The organism is Mucilaginibacter pineti (assembly GCF_900101875.1).
GTDB lineage: Bacteria > Bacteroidota > Bacteroidia > Sphingobacteriales > Sphingobacteriaceae > Mucilaginibacter > Mucilaginibacter pineti.
This window is the reverse complement of sequence record NZ_FNAI01000003.1, coordinates 534469-553717: the sequence shown is the minus strand read 5'-3', so window position 1 is coordinate 553717 and position 19249 is coordinate 534469. Positions and strand designations below refer to the sequence as shown.

Below are 19249 nucleotides of genomic sequence, written 5' to 3'. Positions count from 1 at the left end.
TTTTTCTCTTTCTCAATCACCGTTTCCGGCTTTCTCCATCCCCTCGTTTCGGGTTGCAAAGGTAATAACCTTTTCGCATTTTCCAAAACTTATTTTTTTTATTTTTTCGCTTGCCTTAGCTTGCGATTTTTTAAGTTTTGAACCCCTTAACTTTAATCTTTCGACCTCCGTTGCGGGCTGCAAAGGTAGCAACCTTTCTGACTTTCTGAAATTTTATTTGAAGTTTTTTTCTGGCTTCCTTTCCGGCTCTCTACTTTCGCATTTCCCCTTTATCTCCCCCCCTCCAATAACCTTTCTAAGAACAATTCCCCGCTATCTCGTTTGCGGGTTGCAAAGGTACATTCTTTTAACACCCATGCAAACTCTTTTTAACATCTATTTAATACTATTCAGTAAGGTGTTAATTATCAGTAGGAAAAAGTTTAACAAAGTATAAAAAAGAGGCTAATAATTACAAAAATCAGTTACCAGCGGGTTCTGCAATGACTTTTTTAGGTATTCCAACCTTAAGCAGTTCCTGTGTAATATTCCGTGTATATGCTTTAATTTCTTCCTGGAACTCATTAATAGATGCACCTGAACGAATCTCTTCCAGTCGTTTTTCCCAGGTACCGGTAAGTTCGGCCTGCGCTATTTTCTGGTCTTTAACTACATTATATACATTCAACCCTGTTTCGGTTGGCACCAGGTTCTTTTTCTCCCTGATAATATAAGTCCTTTTAATGAGTGTTTCTATAATAGAAGCCCGCGTTGCAGGAGTGCCGAGGCCACTATCCTTCATCGCATAGCGTAATTCTTCGTCATCAATCTCTTTGCCGGCGGTTTCCAGTCCCTTTAATAAGCTTGCTTCATTATAAAGCGGTTTGGGTTTGGTTTGCTTTTCAAGAATAGCTTTATTAATAACAGGTAGATTCTCCCCTTGCTGCACCTTTGGCAAGGCTGCATTTTCCTCGTCCTTTTTTTCCTCATCGGGGTCGTTGAACACGGCCCGCCATCCGGCCGAACCTATGACAGTACCACTGGCTGTAAATTTATCGCCCGATTGTACAACTATTTTAGTGATCTCCTTTATACATTCCTGGTGAAATGCCTCCAGCATACGCCCCGATACCATATCATAAATAGCCTGGTGATCTTTAGATAATTGATTAGGCATCTCCCCTGTTGGTAAAATAGCGTGGTGATCCGTCACTTTTTTTGCATTTACACTGCGCTTATTCAGCTTTTGATCTATGAGCAGGGTTGCCTGTTTACCAAAATCGGGATGATCTTTAAATTTCTCGATAAGGACAGGCACACCTGCAAATACATCATCGCCAATGTACCTGCTGCCGGTACGCGGGTAGGTTACCAGTTTACTTTCATAAAGATTTTGCAACAGGCCGAGTGTTTGATCGGCGGTGAAACCTTTGCGTTTGTTGGCTTCCTGTTGTAGGCTGCTCAGATCATGCAGCAGTGGTGGCGGTTCCTTGCGGGGCTTGGCCTCCACGCTCAGGATGTGGCCTCCGGCAGGAAATCCCCCGGCCACATCTTCTACTTTATCAAGCACGGCTTGCGCCTCTTCCCGGGTCTTATAGTTTTCCGGGGATATGGCACGAAAGGCCTGACCTTCTTTATCGGGCTGAATGGCTACCTGGTAATAGGTTTGCGGTACAAAGTTTTTATTTTCCAAATAACGCGAGCAGATCATGGCAAGTGTAGGCGTTTGCACCCTGCCTAATGATAATACCGCCCTGTTCCCTGACGACAGGCTGAGCGCCTGTGTAGCATTCATCCCCACCAACCAATCGGACTGCGAGCGGCAATGTGCCGAGTTAAACAGCGTATCGTAATCACTGCCGGGTTTCAGGTTTCGGAAGCCTTCTTTAATGGCTTCATCTGTTTGCGATGAGATCCAGAGCCGTTTAAATGGCTTTTTACATTTAAGATAGTAATATATATAGCGAAAGATGAGTTCACCTTCGCGCCCGGCATCTGTAGCAACAATAATTTCGGTTGCTTCGTCAAAGAGCGCTTTTATAATATCCAGTTGTTTTTTTACCGAGGGATCATCAACCATACCATCTTTGGTTTTTACCTTACGGATAGAAAGCTTGAATTTAGTGGGCAGCATGGGCAGGTTTTGTACATTCCAGCCGTAATAGCCGTATTCCTGCGGGGCGGCTAACTGCAATAAATGCCCGAAGGCCCAGGTAAAGGTGTAGCCCTTTCCTTCAATGTAACCATCTTTCTTGTTCACTGCGCCAAATACTTTGGCAATTTCCCTGGCAACAGATGGTTTTTCAGCAATTATAACTTTCATAGTGCGATGTAGGCTATGTACTTGCCTCATCGGCAATGCAAAAAGCGGTTGAAATTAATCAAAGCATTAAGCCGCCACAACCATTGTGGAAAAATGACCGACTTTTAAATAACCTATCAATAGATAGGAACAGAAAATTTATTTGGTACCTGGTTAAGAATTAAGTATTTATTAATCATCGGTTAATAATTATCTATTTATTTGATGAACCATTTAAAACCTGATAAATATGATCTTTTCTAAGCATCGTACCATTTTTTTATTCCGAACCGGCATCAGTAGGCTTCTATTAATTTTTATCTGCCTGGTTTTATCAGTCAAGGCTTATTCTAATACTACCTTATCTGCCCATAAAAAAACAATTGATTATAAATTTGATGGCACCATATCCAGAAAGGTACTGCAAAATTATCTGAGCCGGGCAATCACCATACAAAGCCTACTGGTTGGCAAAGGTAATTTTGACGATAATTTACGGATGATAAAAAACATTGGCGCCAAGTACATTGGCCGAAGTGTATGCCAATGGGGCGAAGAAGCAGCTATACCTGAAAATTTAGAACAAGAAAAAAAACTGGCCCAAAGGATTCATGAAAGCGATCCTGAGATTATTTTGCAGGCCTGTATTTTTGAAATTGTAACACCAGAGGTTGACCGGCTACCCATACCTGCATGGGTTTTTAAAGCGCTAAACACTCCGGCAGAGAACAGGAATTTCAGGTATGAGGATATGCTATATCCAGACGGGCAGTTTAAAAACCAATGGGGCAAAGGATCAGTACCGGATATAAGCAGGTTAGAAACCAAACTGTTCTTTTATTACCTCGGTGCATCCTATATTAATATAGGCATTGAGGGTATTCATTTTGGGCAGGTAGAATTAATGAACAAAAACGATAAGCAGCTTGACAATTATAACGAGGTGCTTACCTTAATAAGAACGTATGCAGCAAAACACGCGCGCAGGCACATGATTATTTGTGATTCGCACGTACCAAGCGGCGGCTTTGTTAGAGATGGAAAACTGCTGATGGATTTCCACGCGTTTCCGTTAAGAATAATGGAAATACCCGGCAAACCAGAAAAGGCCATGCTACAGGTTGGCCATACCGATGCGTTATATTTAAGAAGCAAGGGTGGCATTACGCCCAGCGGCTGGAAGTGTGAGCATCTACCCTACCTGGTTGAATTTGATAATTACGGCGTAAGCAAACATCCCGGTCAGGAAAATGCCGGGGATATTCCGTTTTGGGTTTGGGGATATGATGAAATAAGCTGGTTTGCCCACCAGAATAAGACCTATCGTACCGAATGGTTACACTATGCACATGATTGGGTAAGAAAAACAGATGTGAACGGATATCTTGAAATGCCGGGCGGCAGACAAACCACATCGCCCTTAGATGGCAGGCATTGGTATTGGGCCAATACGCCCACGCCAAATACGCCCGATGGACAAGGCGATGAAAACACCATCAGAGATATATGGAAGGCTTCCGAACAATAAGATTAAAACAAAAAGAGCAGCTACAAAACCATATAGTTTTGTAGCTGCTCTTTATTATTATTTACCGGTTTATATTACCAATTAGGATTTTGTTTTAAGTTAGGATTTAACAATATATCCTGCGTTGGTAATGGGTACAGGTAATCCCTGTCTTCATTAAACTTCTTAGGAGTATTTGGGTTTACGGTAATATCACCACCGGCTGCACCGTTTTCAAGTGTAACGTCTGTTCCAAGCTTTAAAAATTGCGCGTCGGGCACGCTTGGCTGTGTGCCATCATAAATTACCAGATCGGTTTTTCCGTCGCCGTCCAAATCAAAACTTCCGGTTCCGGGGAAATAAGCACCCTTATATTGCAAGGCTAACAGGTGTCCTTCTTTCCAGCGCATCAGGTCGTTCCACCTAAAACCTTCCATAACTAATTCTATACGGCGCTCTCTCCTTATCTCCAGGATAACTCCCGCGTTACCGCCATTCACATGCGTATACTGCGCAACCAGGTAAGGATCGGGATTTGCATTGGCGCTGGTAAGGGTTAAACCCGGCATGCCAACCCTGTCGCGCAGGCGTTTGATAGATTTATCCAGATCGGCTTGTGTTAACGTACCCAGTTCGGCCTTTGCTTCGGCAAAGTTTAACAGCACTTCCGCATACCTGAAAATTGGCAGCGGGGTTGGCGATTTTCCGTTGGCATCATTTGCGGCGGCAGTGACAAATTTTGTGAGCTGATAACCGGTTACTGTACCGCTATATGATGGAGCCAGTACCGTTGTACCATCTACTCTTTTGTAACCTGGTGTGCGCACAGTTTGTGCAAGCCGCGGATCTCTGTCTTTTGTTTCCTGTAAAAACTGCATGCTTGCATAACCTGGCTTATCGGTAAAGCGTGAACCATCTTTCATAAGATAGGTGTTTACCAGCTTTTTTTCAAGCCCGGGTTTGCCGAATGACGGCGAAACAGTATAATAGTTTACGTTATGAAAAATTTGCAAACTGGCACTGTACTGCCTTGCCAATATTACCTCAGTTGGGTTAACTGTTAAAGAATGAAACAGATCGGCATAGGCTTTATCTGGGGTAGTACTATAAATGGTATAAGGCCCCTGATCAATCACCTGCTGTGCGGCATCGGCAGCTAATTGCAAAAAGCGGTCGGCATCGGGCAATTTAAATTCGGTATGGTATTTACGGAAGGTACCTTCAAATAAACACAATCTCGATTTCAGGGCAAGTGCCGTCCATTTATTCACTTCGCCGGGCGACTGTGTAACTGGCAAGTTAGCTATCGCGAAGTCAATATCGTTCACTACCGAATCCATAACCAATGTACGCGGGTCGCGGGCTTTGGTCAGTGCGGCGTTATCTGTAGTTTCAATAGGTTTAGAATACCAGGGTACATCACCAAAATGTTCAACCATGTTTGCATAAAAATACGCCCTGAAAAATTTGGCAACCGCCGCATACTTCTGCGTAATATTAGGACTTAGGCCGCCCCGCTGATAATTTTGCAAAAAGTAGTTAACGTTACGCAAGTTATCCCATGTCCAGCCGCCGCCCGAAACAGGAACCAGGCGATTGCCGGTTAGCTTGCCATCTAACGAATTGGTTACAATGTTATCACTGGTTTCTCCGTACAGGCTGGTAAAACCGTTGTCATCATAATCGGCATATGGCAGCATTTTATCATAAAAGGACAGGACGTATAAATGCAGTTCATTTTCCGACGAAAAACTTTTATCGGGAGAGATCTGTGAAAGCGGCTCTTTATCCAGTGATTTTGAGCAGGCCGAAAGCAAAAGCACACCGGCCATGAGCGTATATAGTATATTTTTCATTGTTTAATTATTAAAAGGTTACATCTAATCCTAATGTGTAGGTTTTCATGAACGGATAGGCCCTGCCGCCAACATCAGCGCCATCGGGTGTAATTTGTTCCGGATCGATATATTTTGACTTGAGCTTGGTAAACGTAAACAGGTTTTGACCGGTAAAATAAACACGAAGTTTTTCTAATTTGATCTTTCTGATTAAAGATGTGGGCAGGTTATAGCCGATGGTTGCGTTTTTTAACCGGATGTAAGCCAAATCCTGCAGATACTTATCATTGTTATAATAAAGCTCGCCGCCAGAGTAAGCCGCATAACCTCTGTTTAAAGGAAAATAAGAGTTAGGATTTTGCGGCGTCCAGAGCTTACTTTCATAATCTTTAGGAATAAAAGACGAATATGGCCTGCCTAAGGTACCCCAGAACATCCCGGCTTCGGTATTCGGATACCAGTTTTGCTTGCCTATCCCCTGGAAAAACAGGGCCACATCAAAATTGCCCCAGTTAAAACCGGCATTAATACCAAATGAATAACGGGGTAAGGAGTTGCCTATTTTACGTAAATCGCCATGATCGCTCAAGGTGTTTTTTCCGTCGTTAATAACACCATCGCCATTGGTATCTTTAAATTTAAGGTCGCCCGCATGTAATTGGCTCCATTCGCCCGGCGAACCTGTACGCTGGCCATCTACGTAATCCTGGTTTATTTTCCAGTTCTTAGCTTCCTCGTCCGATTTAAAGTAACCGTCTATACTGTATCCCCAGATCTCGCCAAGCTGTTGCCCCACATAAAAGTTATTCAACAGGTTATTTGGATTATCGAATTTGGTGATCTTTGCCTTGTAATCAGACAATACGATACCGAAATTATAGCCGAAGGGTTTATCAAACAGCTTACCTTTATCGCGCCAGTTAATGCTCAGGTCCCAGCCTTTGGTTTGCAAATCGCCGGCATTTTGTTTTGGCGATGCTGCACCAAATACCGATGGTAATGTTTTACCATTGATAAGCATGTTGGTGGTTTTACGATCATACCAATCAAAAGATGCCTGTAGCCTGTCGTTAAAAAAGCCCATGTCTGCACCCAGGTTGAGCGAGGTGGATTTTTCCCATGTAAAATCGGGCACTACAGGGTTTGGCGCGCTTAATGTTTGCACCTGGTTACCATCAACAACCCATTTTGATAATGCAGAATTGATAACCGGGATATATGGATATAAGTTGCTGTTGCCTGTACCTACATCTTGGTTACCTAATGTACCATATGATGCACGGAACTTAAATTCAGACACGGCAGGTTTTAATGACTGGAAGAATTTTTCTTCGCTGATACGCCAGCCGGCAGAAACAGAAGGGAAAAAGCCAAACCTGCTTTTGCTTGGGAAACGCGATGTGCCATCATAACGGCCATCAAGTTCCAACAGGTATTTACCCTGGTAATCATAATTAATACGCCCGAAATAACCCAGCAATGCCCATTCGCTGGCATTACCGCCAGCCTGCTGTACACCTGTTCCCAGATCAATCTGGTTCAAATCTTCCGACAAAAGATTTTGCCTTAGCGTGCTGTTGTTTTTGTATTTCTGTAATTCATAGTTATAACCGGCAGTTACTTTTAAGTTATGTTCGTTTATTTTCTTTTCATAAGTTGCAAAAAGATTTACGGAGTGGTGCTGATCTAACCGGGTACTTTCTTTAAGCTGATCGTAACCTTCGTAGTTAATTACGCCAGGATTTATAGACCAGGGAATAAGTGTTTTACGCTAAAAATCAGAATACGGGCTTAACTGAAAGGCGTAATTACCGTTTATAGCCAATCCTTTTATTACCTCTGCAGTAAAACCTATGGTATTGGTAAAATCATAACTCTTTGTTCCGCCAAAGCTTTTACCGTTTTGGAGGTCGGCGTATTCATTTGCGCCATAGTTATTCAAATTGGTACGATAGGTAAAAGTTCCATCGGGATTTTTAGGAACATAGGCGGCCATAGCATGATTGTACAAGCCTGGATTATTGGAGTTATAGCCATTGGCCGGCCAGATATAGTCATTAGCGGCAAACTGCATATTTGAGAAAACAGTTAACCATTTAGACAGATGCGCGTTAACCTTTGAACGGAAATTATATGCGTTGTATACATCTTCGCGCAAATCTGACTGATACAAACCCTTTTGCTGGTAATACCTGCCCGAGATCAGGAAATCAACTTTATCGTTTCCGCCAGTTATACTCACATGGTGATCCATTGCCGGAGTACTGTTCTTAAACAAAAAGTGCCACCAATCTGTACTGCCGTAGTAAACATATTGATTTTGCCCGTTCCTGTTTTGTACAACAACCGATGGCAGTGATTTATCTGTTTGCCTTAATTTCAACTGTGCATAATCCTCGGCGTTATAACCGCTGTAGCTATTACCTACGTTACGGGAAAAAGCCTCATCTACCAGCCTTAATTGGGTGTAGCCATCTGTAATAAAATCTGTACGGGTTGTAACCTGCTGCTGGCTAAAATTACTGCCATAGTTAATAGTTAACTTACCATTCTTCGCTTTTTTTGTGGTTACCAAAATTACACCAAAGGCCGCCCTTGCTCCGTAAATAGCGGCAGATGCAGCATCTTTTAAAACGGATACCGTTTCTACATCATGCGGGTTTAGCATATTAATATCGCCCGGCACACCATCAATAAGCACCAATGGCGATCCGCTTACATTAGTTATAGAGGCATACCCTCTCACATTAAACTTGCCCTGACTGCCCGGATGCCCATCGCCAAAAGTAATGTTGAGGTTAGGTACTGTACCCTGCAGCGCCTGCGCAATACCTGCAACCGGCCTGTCTTCAAAAACCTTTGAATCTACCTGGCTTACTGCACCAGTTAAATTCACTTTCTTTTGCGTGCCGTAACCTACAACCACAACTTCGTTCAGTCCATTTTGTGATGGCAGGAGTTTTACATCCAATGGCGTGATTTCGCCCGCTTTAATCTGCACGTTATTAAACTGCTGGCTTTCATAAGATATATAACTTACTACTACTGTATACGTACCGGCTGGTGCCGATAACTGGTAATTACCCGCTTCATCGCTTTGAATAGCCTTATTAAGCTCAATAATGCGTATGGTAGCCGATGGCAGGAACAAGCTTTTTTCATCTACCACTTTACCGGCCAACTTACCGGGTTGCTGCTGCTTTATTTCCTCTTTGGTAAGCGCGTTAATTACTATTACACCATTTACATCTTTATACCCCAGGGCCCGTGAACCCAATACTTTTTTAAGGATATTGTCGAGTGTTTCGTTTTGAACGTTTAAGGTAACTCCCGTAAATTTGCCGATAAGCTGATGATCGTAAGCAAAATTAACTTTGCTTTGATCCTGTATTTCTGATATGGCCGCCTCCATAGTCGCGTTTTTTATGGTCACGGATACCCGCTTTTCGAGTATCTGGCTGTTGCCTGCATAGGCCGGCAGCAGTAAGGAAGCAGTAGCGAGAATACTTATTAACACAAAAGTGAATCTCATTGCTTTAATGATATTGTTGTTAAATTTAAATTTCATACATTGTATGGCTTTTGATTGTGAAACGATTTGAAGCTTTTGCCGTTACAGCGGCACATATTAAGAGATAGTTGTTACAGCAACTGTCTCTTTTGTTTTACCGTAAAATTTCTATGGTATCCCTCCTTTGTTTAATTTTAAATTGATGTATGGCAGCCAACACCTCCAATGCCTTTACAACGGGCATTTGGGTATTTAAGGTGGCGGTAAAATGTTTAAGCGTTACAGATTTTGATGAGGCAACTACATAAACCCCGTAGTTTTTTTGGATAAGTACCGTCATTTCATCAAATGAGGCATCGGCAAGTACCAGCTCACTTTTTTGCCAGGCCAGTACCTTATCATCCAATGCACCAAGTTTAATGGCCGATGTGTTTTTTGTGTAAAACAACTGCTGCCCTTTAACAAGAAAATTAACCGGCTTACCCACAACATTCACTCCTACTTTGCCCCTGGTTACCCCTACCGACATGCTATTGAGTTGTTTATAAGCCCTGATATTAAATGATGTACCTAAAACCTGGGTAGTAAGCGCACCGCTTTTAATGATGAATGCTTTGGTGGCATCGTGCTTAACGTCAAAATAAACTTCACCATCAATGATAGTCACGCAACGTTTTTTTGAGAAATCGTTTTGTATTCGGATGGACGAGCCGCTGTTAAGCGTAAGCTGCGATCCATCGGGTAAATTAACCTGTTTACGTTCGCCAGTTTTTGTAGATATATCAGTGTAAGTTACCGCAGCTACGGGCGAAGCAACTGGTTGCGAATAGGTTCGCCACATATAAATACCAACGGCACTTATTAACAGGATAGAAGCTGCAATCCTAACCTGGTTATGAAATTGCATTTTTTTAATTATAGCAGGTTTATTGGTAACAGCAGGTTGTATAGATTCCCATATATCTTCCCGTAATTTGTTTTCCTGCCTGCTGCTTAATGTGCCGGGGGCCTCATCATCCAGGCGCTGGTACCAGTTGTCAACAGCATTTTCTTCCTGAGGAGAAGTTTTGCCCTTGAGGTATTTAATAAGTATCTCCCTGATCTTCGTACTTTCCATTCCTATGCTTTTGATCTATATATCTAAGCAAGGGGCTTTGGGTACTATACCAGGTATGTTAACTCTTTATTAACTTTTTCACTTGCGATGCGCGTATAGCATAAAAATTGCAGAAAACACCCAATCACCAGACCGATGATCAAGTACCACAAGGCGCAGCCGTTTTAATGCCTGGGTAAGCTGATTTTTAACCGTTTGTTCGGATATGTTTAATTGGATAGCTATATCGCTCAGTACCATATGTTCGTCCCGGCTCATTTTAAAGATCAGCTGCATTCTTCCGGGCATACTTTCAATGGTACTATCCAACAGCATACGCAGCTCTTTACTTTCCAGTAGATTTTCGGGACTTGCATTAAAACCGGCCTCAAAATTATCGGCCTTTTTTAACTGTGCAGAGGTGTAAGCGTAATGGCTTAATGTGCGGTACTTTAAAGCAGTAAATAAGTACTTGCTCAGGTCTTCTTCATTAATTGCCTGTATATCATGGCGACGGTTCCATAACGAAACCATTATCTCCTGCAACATATCCTTGGCTTCATCACTATCCACATTTTTACAGGCGCGGGTGTACAGTGGTTTCCAATACCTGTCATACAAAGCACGAAATGCCGTGCTGTTACCTGCTTTTACAGCAGCTAACAAATTTATATCGGTACAGGAATCAAAGTTTTCCATGCTGGCAAAACTATGAAGCTATTTTATGCTTAAACCCTCATTATTGTTAATAAAATATTATCATCTGCGGGCATCATAAATCTCTTTACTGTTAGTCTTCACTATCGTTTGTGTTTTTCCCGCCTGCATATAAGGATAATGTGAACGAGGGGATAACTTTATATGTCAATGCTATTTTTACCCCATGACGGTAATTAGCAAGAGTGATGTAATAGCGGCCACGGGTACCGGAAGTTTTCCCGGATTAGCTGCATTGATCATGCGGCTGATGAAGATAGATGCTTTTAACCGGATGATTCATGAGGCAGGCGACCTGGAAGGTGTTGATTTTACCAAATTCGTACTGAACTTTTTGGGCATCAACATTAAAATTGACGCGAAAGATCTTGCGCATATCCCCTCAACAGGTAGCTTTATAGCCGTTGCCAATCATCCATATGGTGCAATTGAATCCCTGGCTTTACTTAACCTGCTGGTATCGGCCCGACCAGATACTTTGTTCATGGGTAACTTTTTACTGAAACGCGTGCCCCACCTTGCCGAATATATTATAGCTGTAAATCCGTTCGAAACCGTAAAGGACAGCTCAAGTATCAGCGGTTTGAAAACCACACTTTGTAAATTACGGTCGGGGATACCGGTGGCCATATTTCCTGCGGGCGAGGTTTCGGCATTTGATTTTAAAACAAAACGGGTTACCGATAAAGAATGGCATCCTGTAGTAGGTAAACTTATGGCAAAAGCCAACGTGCCCGTTTTGCCTGTCTATTTTCATGGCGATAATGGCATTTGGTTTAGCTTGCTACGTTATATACATCCCTCCCTGCAAACGGCCCGGCTCCCCGCCGAACTATTTAATAAAAAAGGAATGACCTTACAGGTGCGCATTGGTAAACCTATATATCCAGACAATACTTCTGCCCGCCAAACCTCCGGACATTTATTAGCCAATAGCAGAACGGCTACCTATGCCCTTGGGAATAGATAGCCGTACGTTTATAAGCATTTCTGGAAATTCACTTCTTATTAGTTAAGTGCTTTAATAGGACTGCCGGTCCATTCGGTTCCGGGTACCAGTTGTTCGCCTTTCATGATTAACGAAAGTGGTTCCAGTTTTACATCATCACCAATTTCACTGTCATAAAGAATGATGCTCCGGGTACCGATGCTGCACCTTGCTCCTATTTTTATCTTACCTACCTTCATTACCCTATCTTCGAACAAGTGCGTTTGCGGGCCGCAATCTTCATTGAGCGCGGTGTCATCGCCAATGATCACCATATCGTGTTCGGTAATATCGGTTGTATTTAGCCATACCCGTTTACCAATTTTAACGCCAAACAAACGCAGCGCCATAGGCAAATAAGGAGTACCCTTTAAAAATTCCAAAAAAAACGGTACGGCCAAAGCTTCATAAGTACTGGTAATAGCTTCGCTGCGCCAAACTTTGTGCGTCCACATGGGTTTTTGCTCCACTTTGTATTTACCAACAAATACCCACTTTAATATCACCGGGATAAGCAGTGCCGGCAACCCCATGTAATAAAGATAATAGAACGGAAGTTTAGGCGTTTCTCCTAAAATCTGCCATAGGTTACGGTCTTTTACCAGATCGTGAAAGTAGGCTATGAACAATACGCTGCAGCAAATGATCACTGTTTCGGGCAAAATGATACGAATGAGTTCGATAATTCCCCGGGCCAGCTTACGGGACCATGACGGCGTAGTGGTAAGTGACAATGGGTATTCGCCGCTGCTTTGCCTGCGCGGCAGGGCAATTGCAGGCGAACCAAACCAATCGCCAAGCGGATTATCTGCCTGTTGTGCAATAGTTGGCGGAACAGATAGTACACCGATAAGCATATTATCGCCCAACGTATAACCCTGAGGTATTAAGGCACTGTTGCCCACAAAACTACTGTTACCTATAGTAGTATTGTTTAAAATAAGCCGCTGGGCGCGAATATCTTCTTCGCCAAGAGTTACTGCATCGGCAATAAATGATTCGTTACCAATGGTGAGCATAGTATGGGTAACATTGCTTGCGGTGGAAATTTCTGTATTCTTCCCAATTTTAGCGCCCAGCATCCTGAAGAAAAACGAAACAAATACAGTTGCGTATACCGGGTGCAAAACGATCAAGGCCACGGATATCAGTTGATCTGACAGCCATTTACGCACGTAGGTGCTGCTGAATATTGGATAGGTGCCTGGCTTTATATTCCATAAAAGCAGCCTTGATAGCAACACGGTTTCAAAAGCGTAAATAACAATATACATCAGCGTAAGCAGCGGTACGTGTATAAAATAACTGAAGTTATAGTCGGACGTGTTTAAATCCAGGTAATTCAGGATCTCAATTACGGGCAGCAGGGGTAACAATACTACCACCGGGAAAATAACAAGCAGTAACGAATATAAAAAGCCGTATGTCTTGGTCTTTAAAAAAGCAGTTTGTAATGGCTGGGGAATTTCTCCGGGTTGTACGTCATGTGATTTTTCGGCCGGGCTACCTTTCCAAACTTCGTATGCCTTGATGGTTTTACCGCTTTGCAAATGGCTCAGGTCCTGCAATTCGGTCCAATCTTCCATACTGGCACCACCGGATATAACCGAATTACTGCCGATATAAGCATGTGCGCCAATTTTTATAGTGGTGAATTTTATTAAACCATTTTCAACAGTAACATTATCCAGCACAACGCCCGAGCTGATACTGGCATCGCTGCCTATTTCCAAAAGATCATAGGCCCCTACTGTTATTGAACTTAATTGCACATCTTTAGCAATGCGTGTACCCAATAACCTCAAATATAAAGAATAAAGCGGCGTTCCGTTCATGAACTGCGCCGGGGATAGTTTAAGCAGGTTATCAACCAGCCAATACCTAAAATAATACGCGCCCCATAATGGGTGCTCACCTTCTTTTACCTTGCCTAATAGCAGCCATTTTGCTGCAATAGCAATCATGGATAGCAGCGGAGGCACAAGGCAATACAAAAACAATGCGGTTACGAGGGCTATGGTGCGGTTATCGCGGCCGGTTTCGGTACTGGCCACTACATAATAATAGCCCAGGTAAGGAATAAATATCTGGATGGCAAATAAACTATAGATAACCAATAAGGCAAAACCCTGGGCTATGCCACACAAGAAATAGCGTAAAGGGGGCACTTTATTAAACGGCTCCTTTTTAACGTGTACCTTTTGTTCGTTAAACTTTTCGGCCGCTTCCCAGGCATTGATAAGATTTTTTACCGGCCGGTTGGTGTAAATATCCTTAAGCGATGCATGTTGAATATGAGCCTCCTGCCGCAGCCATGATGAAAAACTTGCCGCAAGCAGCGAATGGCCGCCCAGATCAGTAAAAAAATCAGATTCGGGCGTGATATCCCGGCCCGGAAAAATGTGGTTTAAGCCAGCCATTACTTTTACAGCAAGCGGGTCTGATGCGTTAATTTTTACTTCTTCCTGTGCCTGCACTTGCAATAATGCATCAGGTACAGGTAAGCCCTTACGATCTATTTTACCACTTGACAGGCGCGGCAGTTTATCCAATACAATGATTACCAGCGGAACCATGTAGGGTGGTAATACCTCTGCCAGTTTTATACGGGCGTGATGTTCTTCAAGGGCATAGCCATTCTTGAGGGTTACGTAACCCACCATTTGATCCTGTCCCGATGCATCTTTTTTTAACGCTACTGCAGCGGTGGCCACTTCTTCGAGCTGGTTTAGCCTCACTTCTATCTCACCAAGCTCTATCCTGTATCCGCGCAGCTTTACCTGGTCATCTAACCGGCCATGAAAATCGATGGTGCCATCGGCCTGCATTACTACTGCATCACCGCTCAGGTAAATTCTGTCGCCGGGCATGGCAGCAAGAGATTCGGGCTTGGGCAAAAATTTTTCCTGGGTAAGCTCGGGCCGGTTAACATAGCCTTCGCACAAACCAGGGCCCGATATGATAAGTTCACCTTGTTGCCCAACGGGTAAGAGATTGAATTTCTCGTCGATAACAGCGAGGTTATAATTGGGCAGCGGACCGCCTATGGTTATAGCATCGCCTGGTTTTAAGGCAACCATTGTGGAGGTAACGGTTGTTTCTGTTGGCCCGTAGCTATTATAAAAAACGTTTTTTCCCGGCTTGCTCCAGCGGTTTAATACTGCTGTTGTACAGGCTTCGCCCCCGGCATTAACCAGGCGCAGCAGCGGAATATCATCGTCAATCACAGCCAGCAAACTTGGCACCGCGTGTAATATGGTTATTTTTTGCTGCCTGAATGTTTCGCTGAGCTCATCTATTGATTTTGCCGTGGTAGCATCGGCCACCCAAATGGTAGCACCTGCCAAATAGCTTATATAAGTTTCCTCGCACCACATATCAAAGGATACGGAGAAACCCTGATAAACTATATCGTCGGGCCTTATGTTGATAACACTTTGCTCTGACCTTATCAGATGGCAAATATTGCGGTGAAGTATAGGGATACCTTTAGGCTTGCCCGTACTGCCCGATGTATACAAAACATACGCGCGATCATCGGCCGTTGGCCCTTCGGGTAAACTAAACTCCTCGTAACTATCCTGCAATGGCGGTACCGTAAATACCGGGCATGAAAGCGATGGTGCACCGTCGCTAAAACAGGCCGAAGCCCCTACCTCCTGCAAAACGATCTGCAACCTTTCCTCGGGCATTTCACGGTCAAGCGGTACATACGCCGCGCCGGATTTCACTATGCCAAGGATAAGGGCATGCAGCTCCAACCCGCGGGATTGCCACACGCCAACCGAGTGCCCGCGACCAATTCCCTGGGTTGACAGGAAGTGAGCAATATGATCGCTCCATTTGTTTAATTGGGTGTAACTTAGTTGCTTATTACCAAAAATAAGCGCGATTTTGTTTTTATGCTGATCGGCAGTGCCTCTAAATATATCTGCAACGGTTTCATTTTTAATAAGTTCTGGCATAACAGCGCCAGTTAACAAGCTTTCGGATATCTTCATAATAGGTTGCAGAAAAGTACATTTTTATTCGATTAAGGTTTTACATTTATCAATAAATTTTTATTAATAATTTACAACGCAGAGGTTTTATACCACAACCACACTGCAACCATACGGTAATCCCGCTAAGTAGAATAGAAATGAATAGTGCTCAAATCAAAATGATACCATAGCCTTAACAACATTGCTTTTGGGGGCAAGCACGCTTTCGAAGGAATCTTTTACCTGGTTAAAACCAAGCCGGTGGGTTATGTAACTTAGCGGGTCTATTAACCGTTTGTTAAGCGAATTTATCACCTGGTCAAAATCTGACCTTAGCGCATTTCTGCTGCTCATTAAGGTGCCTTCGCGTTTGTGAAATTCGGGGTGGTTAAAGCTTATATCCCCTTTTTGCAAGCCGATCAACACATACCTTGCTCCATGCGCCATGTATTCAAAGGCATTATTAATAGCCGATAGATTACCTGTAGCATCAATTACAACCGTTGGCATATCGCCATTGGTAATTTGTTTTATCTGTTCTTTTACATTTGTATCAAGGGCATTTAAAGCATGATATACCCCGATGTGCTTACAAAACTGCAGTCTTGATTCGCTTACATCAAGGGCTATTACCTTTGCGCCTGCTATTTTGCCAAACTCCATAGCTCCTAAACCAATTGGCCCGGCGCCAACCACCAGCACAAACTCACCGGGCTTAACACCGGCACGATTAATGCCGTGTGCACCTATGGCAAGTGGTTCTACAAGCGCAAGTTCATCAAGGCCCAGACCATTACCATGAACAAGTGACGTGGAAGGCACTGATAAATATTCGGTCATACCGCCATCTGTATGCACCCCGCATACTTTAACATTAACACAATAATTAGGATGTCCATTTTTGCACGACAGACAATGCCCGCAATTAAAGTATGGGATAACAGTTACATCTTCGTCAAGGCTAAAGCCCGGTGCATTATCAAGATCAACTATTTCACCGGCTAACTCATGGCCCAATATTCGTGGGTATTCAAAATAAGGCTGGGTACCTTCAAATGCATGAATATCGGTTCCGCAAATGCCTACCCGCTTAATCTTTATTATGGTGTGATTATTTTGTGAACCGGGCTCATCCCTATCAATATAGTTAAAAACACCCGGTTTTATACAGCTTAAAGCTTTCATTATAGTCTTATAAGTATTTGTAATTTATATCAAGCAAGCCCTGCAATTTCATTTCGTCCCAAAACGCTCCCGGTATTTTTGCCCAGGCCATATCAATATTTCCCTTTACCCGGTTCGGGTTTGAGGTACTTAATGCAATGCTTTTTACGCCCGGTGCCATGAGGCCAAAAGCCACGCATACCTCGGCAGGTTTTACATCATATGCGTTACACAAAGCAAAAAAGCTATCACGCCATTTGTACAAATCCGGATGACTTTCCCTGCTCTTCAGTTTATAATTATAATAGTCAGAACCAATCAAAAAACCGGCATTAAATACGGCCGAATTGATGATAGCTACCCCTTTTCGTTCCATTTCTTCCATAAAAGAAACCAACTCTGCAGGGTGGCTGTATACTGTCATGCTGTTGGCAATCATCACCCAATCTAAATCTACATCGCGGGTTATCCTTTCAATTATGCGCCAGTCTTTTGAGCCAATGCCAATTGCTTTTACTTTTCCCTGTTGTTTAAGTTCGCCGAGTGCCCAGTAAGCGTCCAAAATATCATTGTATAATTTATCCTGCGCCGCCGGGGTATGGCCCTGGCTTATATATTCATCCGGGTCATGTACAGACACCATTTGGGCCTCGTAACCATGTAGTAAACTGTTACCTTGTTCATAACACTCCAGTATACCCTTATAACTAATTTTTTGAACCGCGTCATGTTCCAGGTTACGCCACACACCAGGCTCAAATGTTGGTTCGGGTGTATTAAGTTTGGTTCTGAGCCAGCCCAGTTTATTGCTTATGAGCACGTCATCGGGCTTCACCTCTAATTGCTTTAAACATTTCCCCAATGATTCCAACGCCAAACCGGCACCATATTTACCTGCCGAATCAAAAACAACAGGCACGCTTGAATGAGTAATACATTCCTTCACTATGGCAAGCTTTTCATTGTCATTAAGGGCCACATATAAATTGCCTAGCGCGCTTGTACCAAAAATAACACGGGGTAACAAAATATTTTTCATTATAAAATTATCTCAGAATTCAAATAGACTGTAAAGGTTTACGGATGGTATCAATAATAATTAGTTCATTCAAATAAAGCGGTTTTAAAAACTACAAAACACCCAAATAATATCAAACTATTGCGTTATTTTACCATCAAATTTAATAAAAGCGTATTATTGCGAATAAAAATGAAGCCCCAACTGCTAAAAATACCCTACGGCCCGGATCACTCTTTTGGTGTACGGAAAGAAATGGCACCAAATATTAATAACAGGTGGCACTATCATCCGGAGATAGAATTGATTCACTTTCATAGTGGTTTCGGCACCCAGTTTGTAGGCGATCATATTTCACAGTTTGAACCAGGAGATGTGGTATTGGTTGGCTGTAACCTGCCTCATTTTTGGAAATACGACGAAGTGTATTATAACGATCCGATAGATTCGGGCCCGTACTCAACTGTTATTCATTTTTTTGAAAATTTTATTGGCGAACGTTTTCTTCATCTTCCGGAAACAAGGCATATAAGGGCATTGTTGGAAAGGGCCAAAAGAGGAATTTTATTCAAAGGACTTACAGCAAACAAAATAGGCGGGCTAATAGAGAAAATTTACCAGGCAGATGGAATTGGTAAAATACTGGCATTGATTACCTGCTTATCGGAAATTGCGCTTTGTGAAGAGCAGTATGCCTTGTCGTCAATAGGTTTCAAGTATGATTTTCCGGAATCAGAAAACAAAAGAATTAACGCGATATACAATTACTCATTCAGCAACTTTCAAAAAAAAATAAAACAAAGCGAAATAGCTGGGATAGCCGGGATGACAGCCAACTCATTTTGCCGCTACTTTAAAGGTCATACCGGGAAAACATATTCAGATTTTTTGACCGAAATAAGAATTGGGTACGCCTGTAAATTGCTAATATCCAACAACGCAAGCATAAAGGAAATATGCTACGAAAGTGGTTTTAACAATTTCTCGAGCTTTCATGAATGTTTTAAAAGGCTTACCGGTAAAACACCGCAGGTATATCAAAAGGCCTATAAAAATCAAAGCAGCTAACTACACTTTCTGCTGCCTTTTTTACAAACCGGTGCTTTGCTACGCAAAAGTCATATAATATTATTGCCGATACGCTTT

Annotated in this window: 12 protein-coding genes; 3 read left to right on the top strand and 9 right to left on the bottom strand. The window is 42.8% G+C overall.

Going from position 1 to position 19249, the window contains the following annotated elements:
- Positions 1–460: 460 nt before the first annotated feature.
- Positions 461–2302: a DNA topoisomerase 3 gene (locus BLS59_RS10460; protein WP_091148734.1), complete on the bottom strand. Its 1842-nt coding sequence runs from the start codon at positions 2300–2302 to the stop codon at positions 461–463.
- A 229-nt stretch (positions 2303–2531) separates the two neighbouring features.
- On the opposite strand from BLS59_RS10460, the gene BLS59_RS10455 reads away from it, so the two are divergent.
- A complete protein-coding gene (locus tag BLS59_RS10455) occupies positions 2532–3809 on the top strand; it encodes a hypothetical protein (protein ID WP_205411237.1) in 1278 nt (425 codons plus the stop codon).
- Positions 3810–3883: 74 nt separating this feature from the next.
- Here BLS59_RS10455 and BLS59_RS10450 read toward each other — a convergent pair whose 3' ends face one another.
- From BLS59_RS10450 to BLS59_RS10435, 5 genes are all read right to left on the bottom strand, one after another.
- Complete coding sequence (locus BLS59_RS10450) at positions 3884–5644, bottom strand: RagB/SusD family nutrient uptake outer membrane protein (RefSeq protein ID WP_091148732.1); 1761 nt, start codon at positions 5642–5644, stop codon at positions 3884–3886.
- A 10-nt stretch (positions 5645–5654) separates the two neighbouring features.
- Entirely contained in the window at positions 5655–7358 is a 1704-nt protein-coding gene (locus BLS59_RS32005) for a SusC/RagA family TonB-linked outer membrane protein (RefSeq protein ID WP_240315215.1), read from the bottom strand.
- A 39-nt stretch (positions 7359–7397) separates the two neighbouring features.
- Positions 7398–9158 (bottom strand): SusC/RagA family TonB-linked outer membrane protein, encoded by a 1761-nt coding sequence (locus tag BLS59_RS32000; protein ID WP_205411236.1) that lies wholly within the window; start codon positions 9156–9158, stop codon positions 7398–7400.
- 133 nt (positions 9159–9291) lie between these two features.
- Positions 9292–10254: a FecR family protein gene (locus BLS59_RS10440; RefSeq protein ID WP_091148729.1), complete on the bottom strand. Its 963-nt coding sequence runs from the start codon at positions 10252–10254 to the stop codon at positions 9292–9294.
- A gap of 78 nt (positions 10255–10332) precedes the next feature.
- Positions 10333–10932: a sigma-70 family RNA polymerase sigma factor gene (locus BLS59_RS10435; protein ID WP_091148726.1), complete on the bottom strand. Its 600-nt coding sequence runs from the start codon at positions 10930–10932 to the stop codon at positions 10333–10335.
- Between the two features lie 184 nt (positions 10933–11116).
- Between BLS59_RS10435 and BLS59_RS10430 the strand changes: the two genes are divergently transcribed.
- Entirely contained in the window at positions 11117–11920 is an 804-nt protein-coding gene (locus BLS59_RS10430) for a lysophospholipid acyltransferase family protein (RefSeq protein WP_091148724.1), read from the top strand.
- 38 nt (positions 11921–11958) lie between these two features.
- Here the strand turns inward: BLS59_RS10430 and BLS59_RS10425 are convergent, their stop codons facing one another.
- The 3 genes from BLS59_RS10425 to BLS59_RS10415 all read right to left on the bottom strand — a co-directional run bounded on the left by BLS59_RS10425 (position 11959) and on the right by BLS59_RS10415 (position 18124).
- Complete coding sequence (locus BLS59_RS10425; protein ID WP_091148722.1) at positions 11959–15939, bottom strand: Pls/PosA family non-ribosomal peptide synthetase; 3981 nt, start codon at positions 15937–15939, stop codon at positions 11959–11961.
- 156 nt (positions 15940–16095) lie between these two features.
- Complete coding sequence (locus tag BLS59_RS10420) at positions 16096–17106, bottom strand: zinc-binding alcohol dehydrogenase family protein (RefSeq protein WP_091148719.1); 1011 nt, start codon at positions 17104–17106, stop codon at positions 16096–16098.
- A gap of 7 nt (positions 17107–17113) precedes the next feature.
- Complete coding sequence (locus tag BLS59_RS10415) at positions 17114–18124, bottom strand: aldo/keto reductase (RefSeq protein ID WP_091148717.1); 1011 nt, start codon at positions 18122–18124, stop codon at positions 17114–17116.
- 171 nt (positions 18125–18295) lie between these two features.
- Between BLS59_RS10415 and BLS59_RS10410 the strand changes: the two genes are divergently transcribed.
- Complete coding sequence (locus BLS59_RS10410) at positions 18296–19171, top strand: AraC family transcriptional regulator (RefSeq protein WP_091148821.1); 876 nt, start codon at positions 18296–18298, stop codon at positions 19169–19171.
- Positions 19172–19249 lie beyond the last annotated feature (78 nt).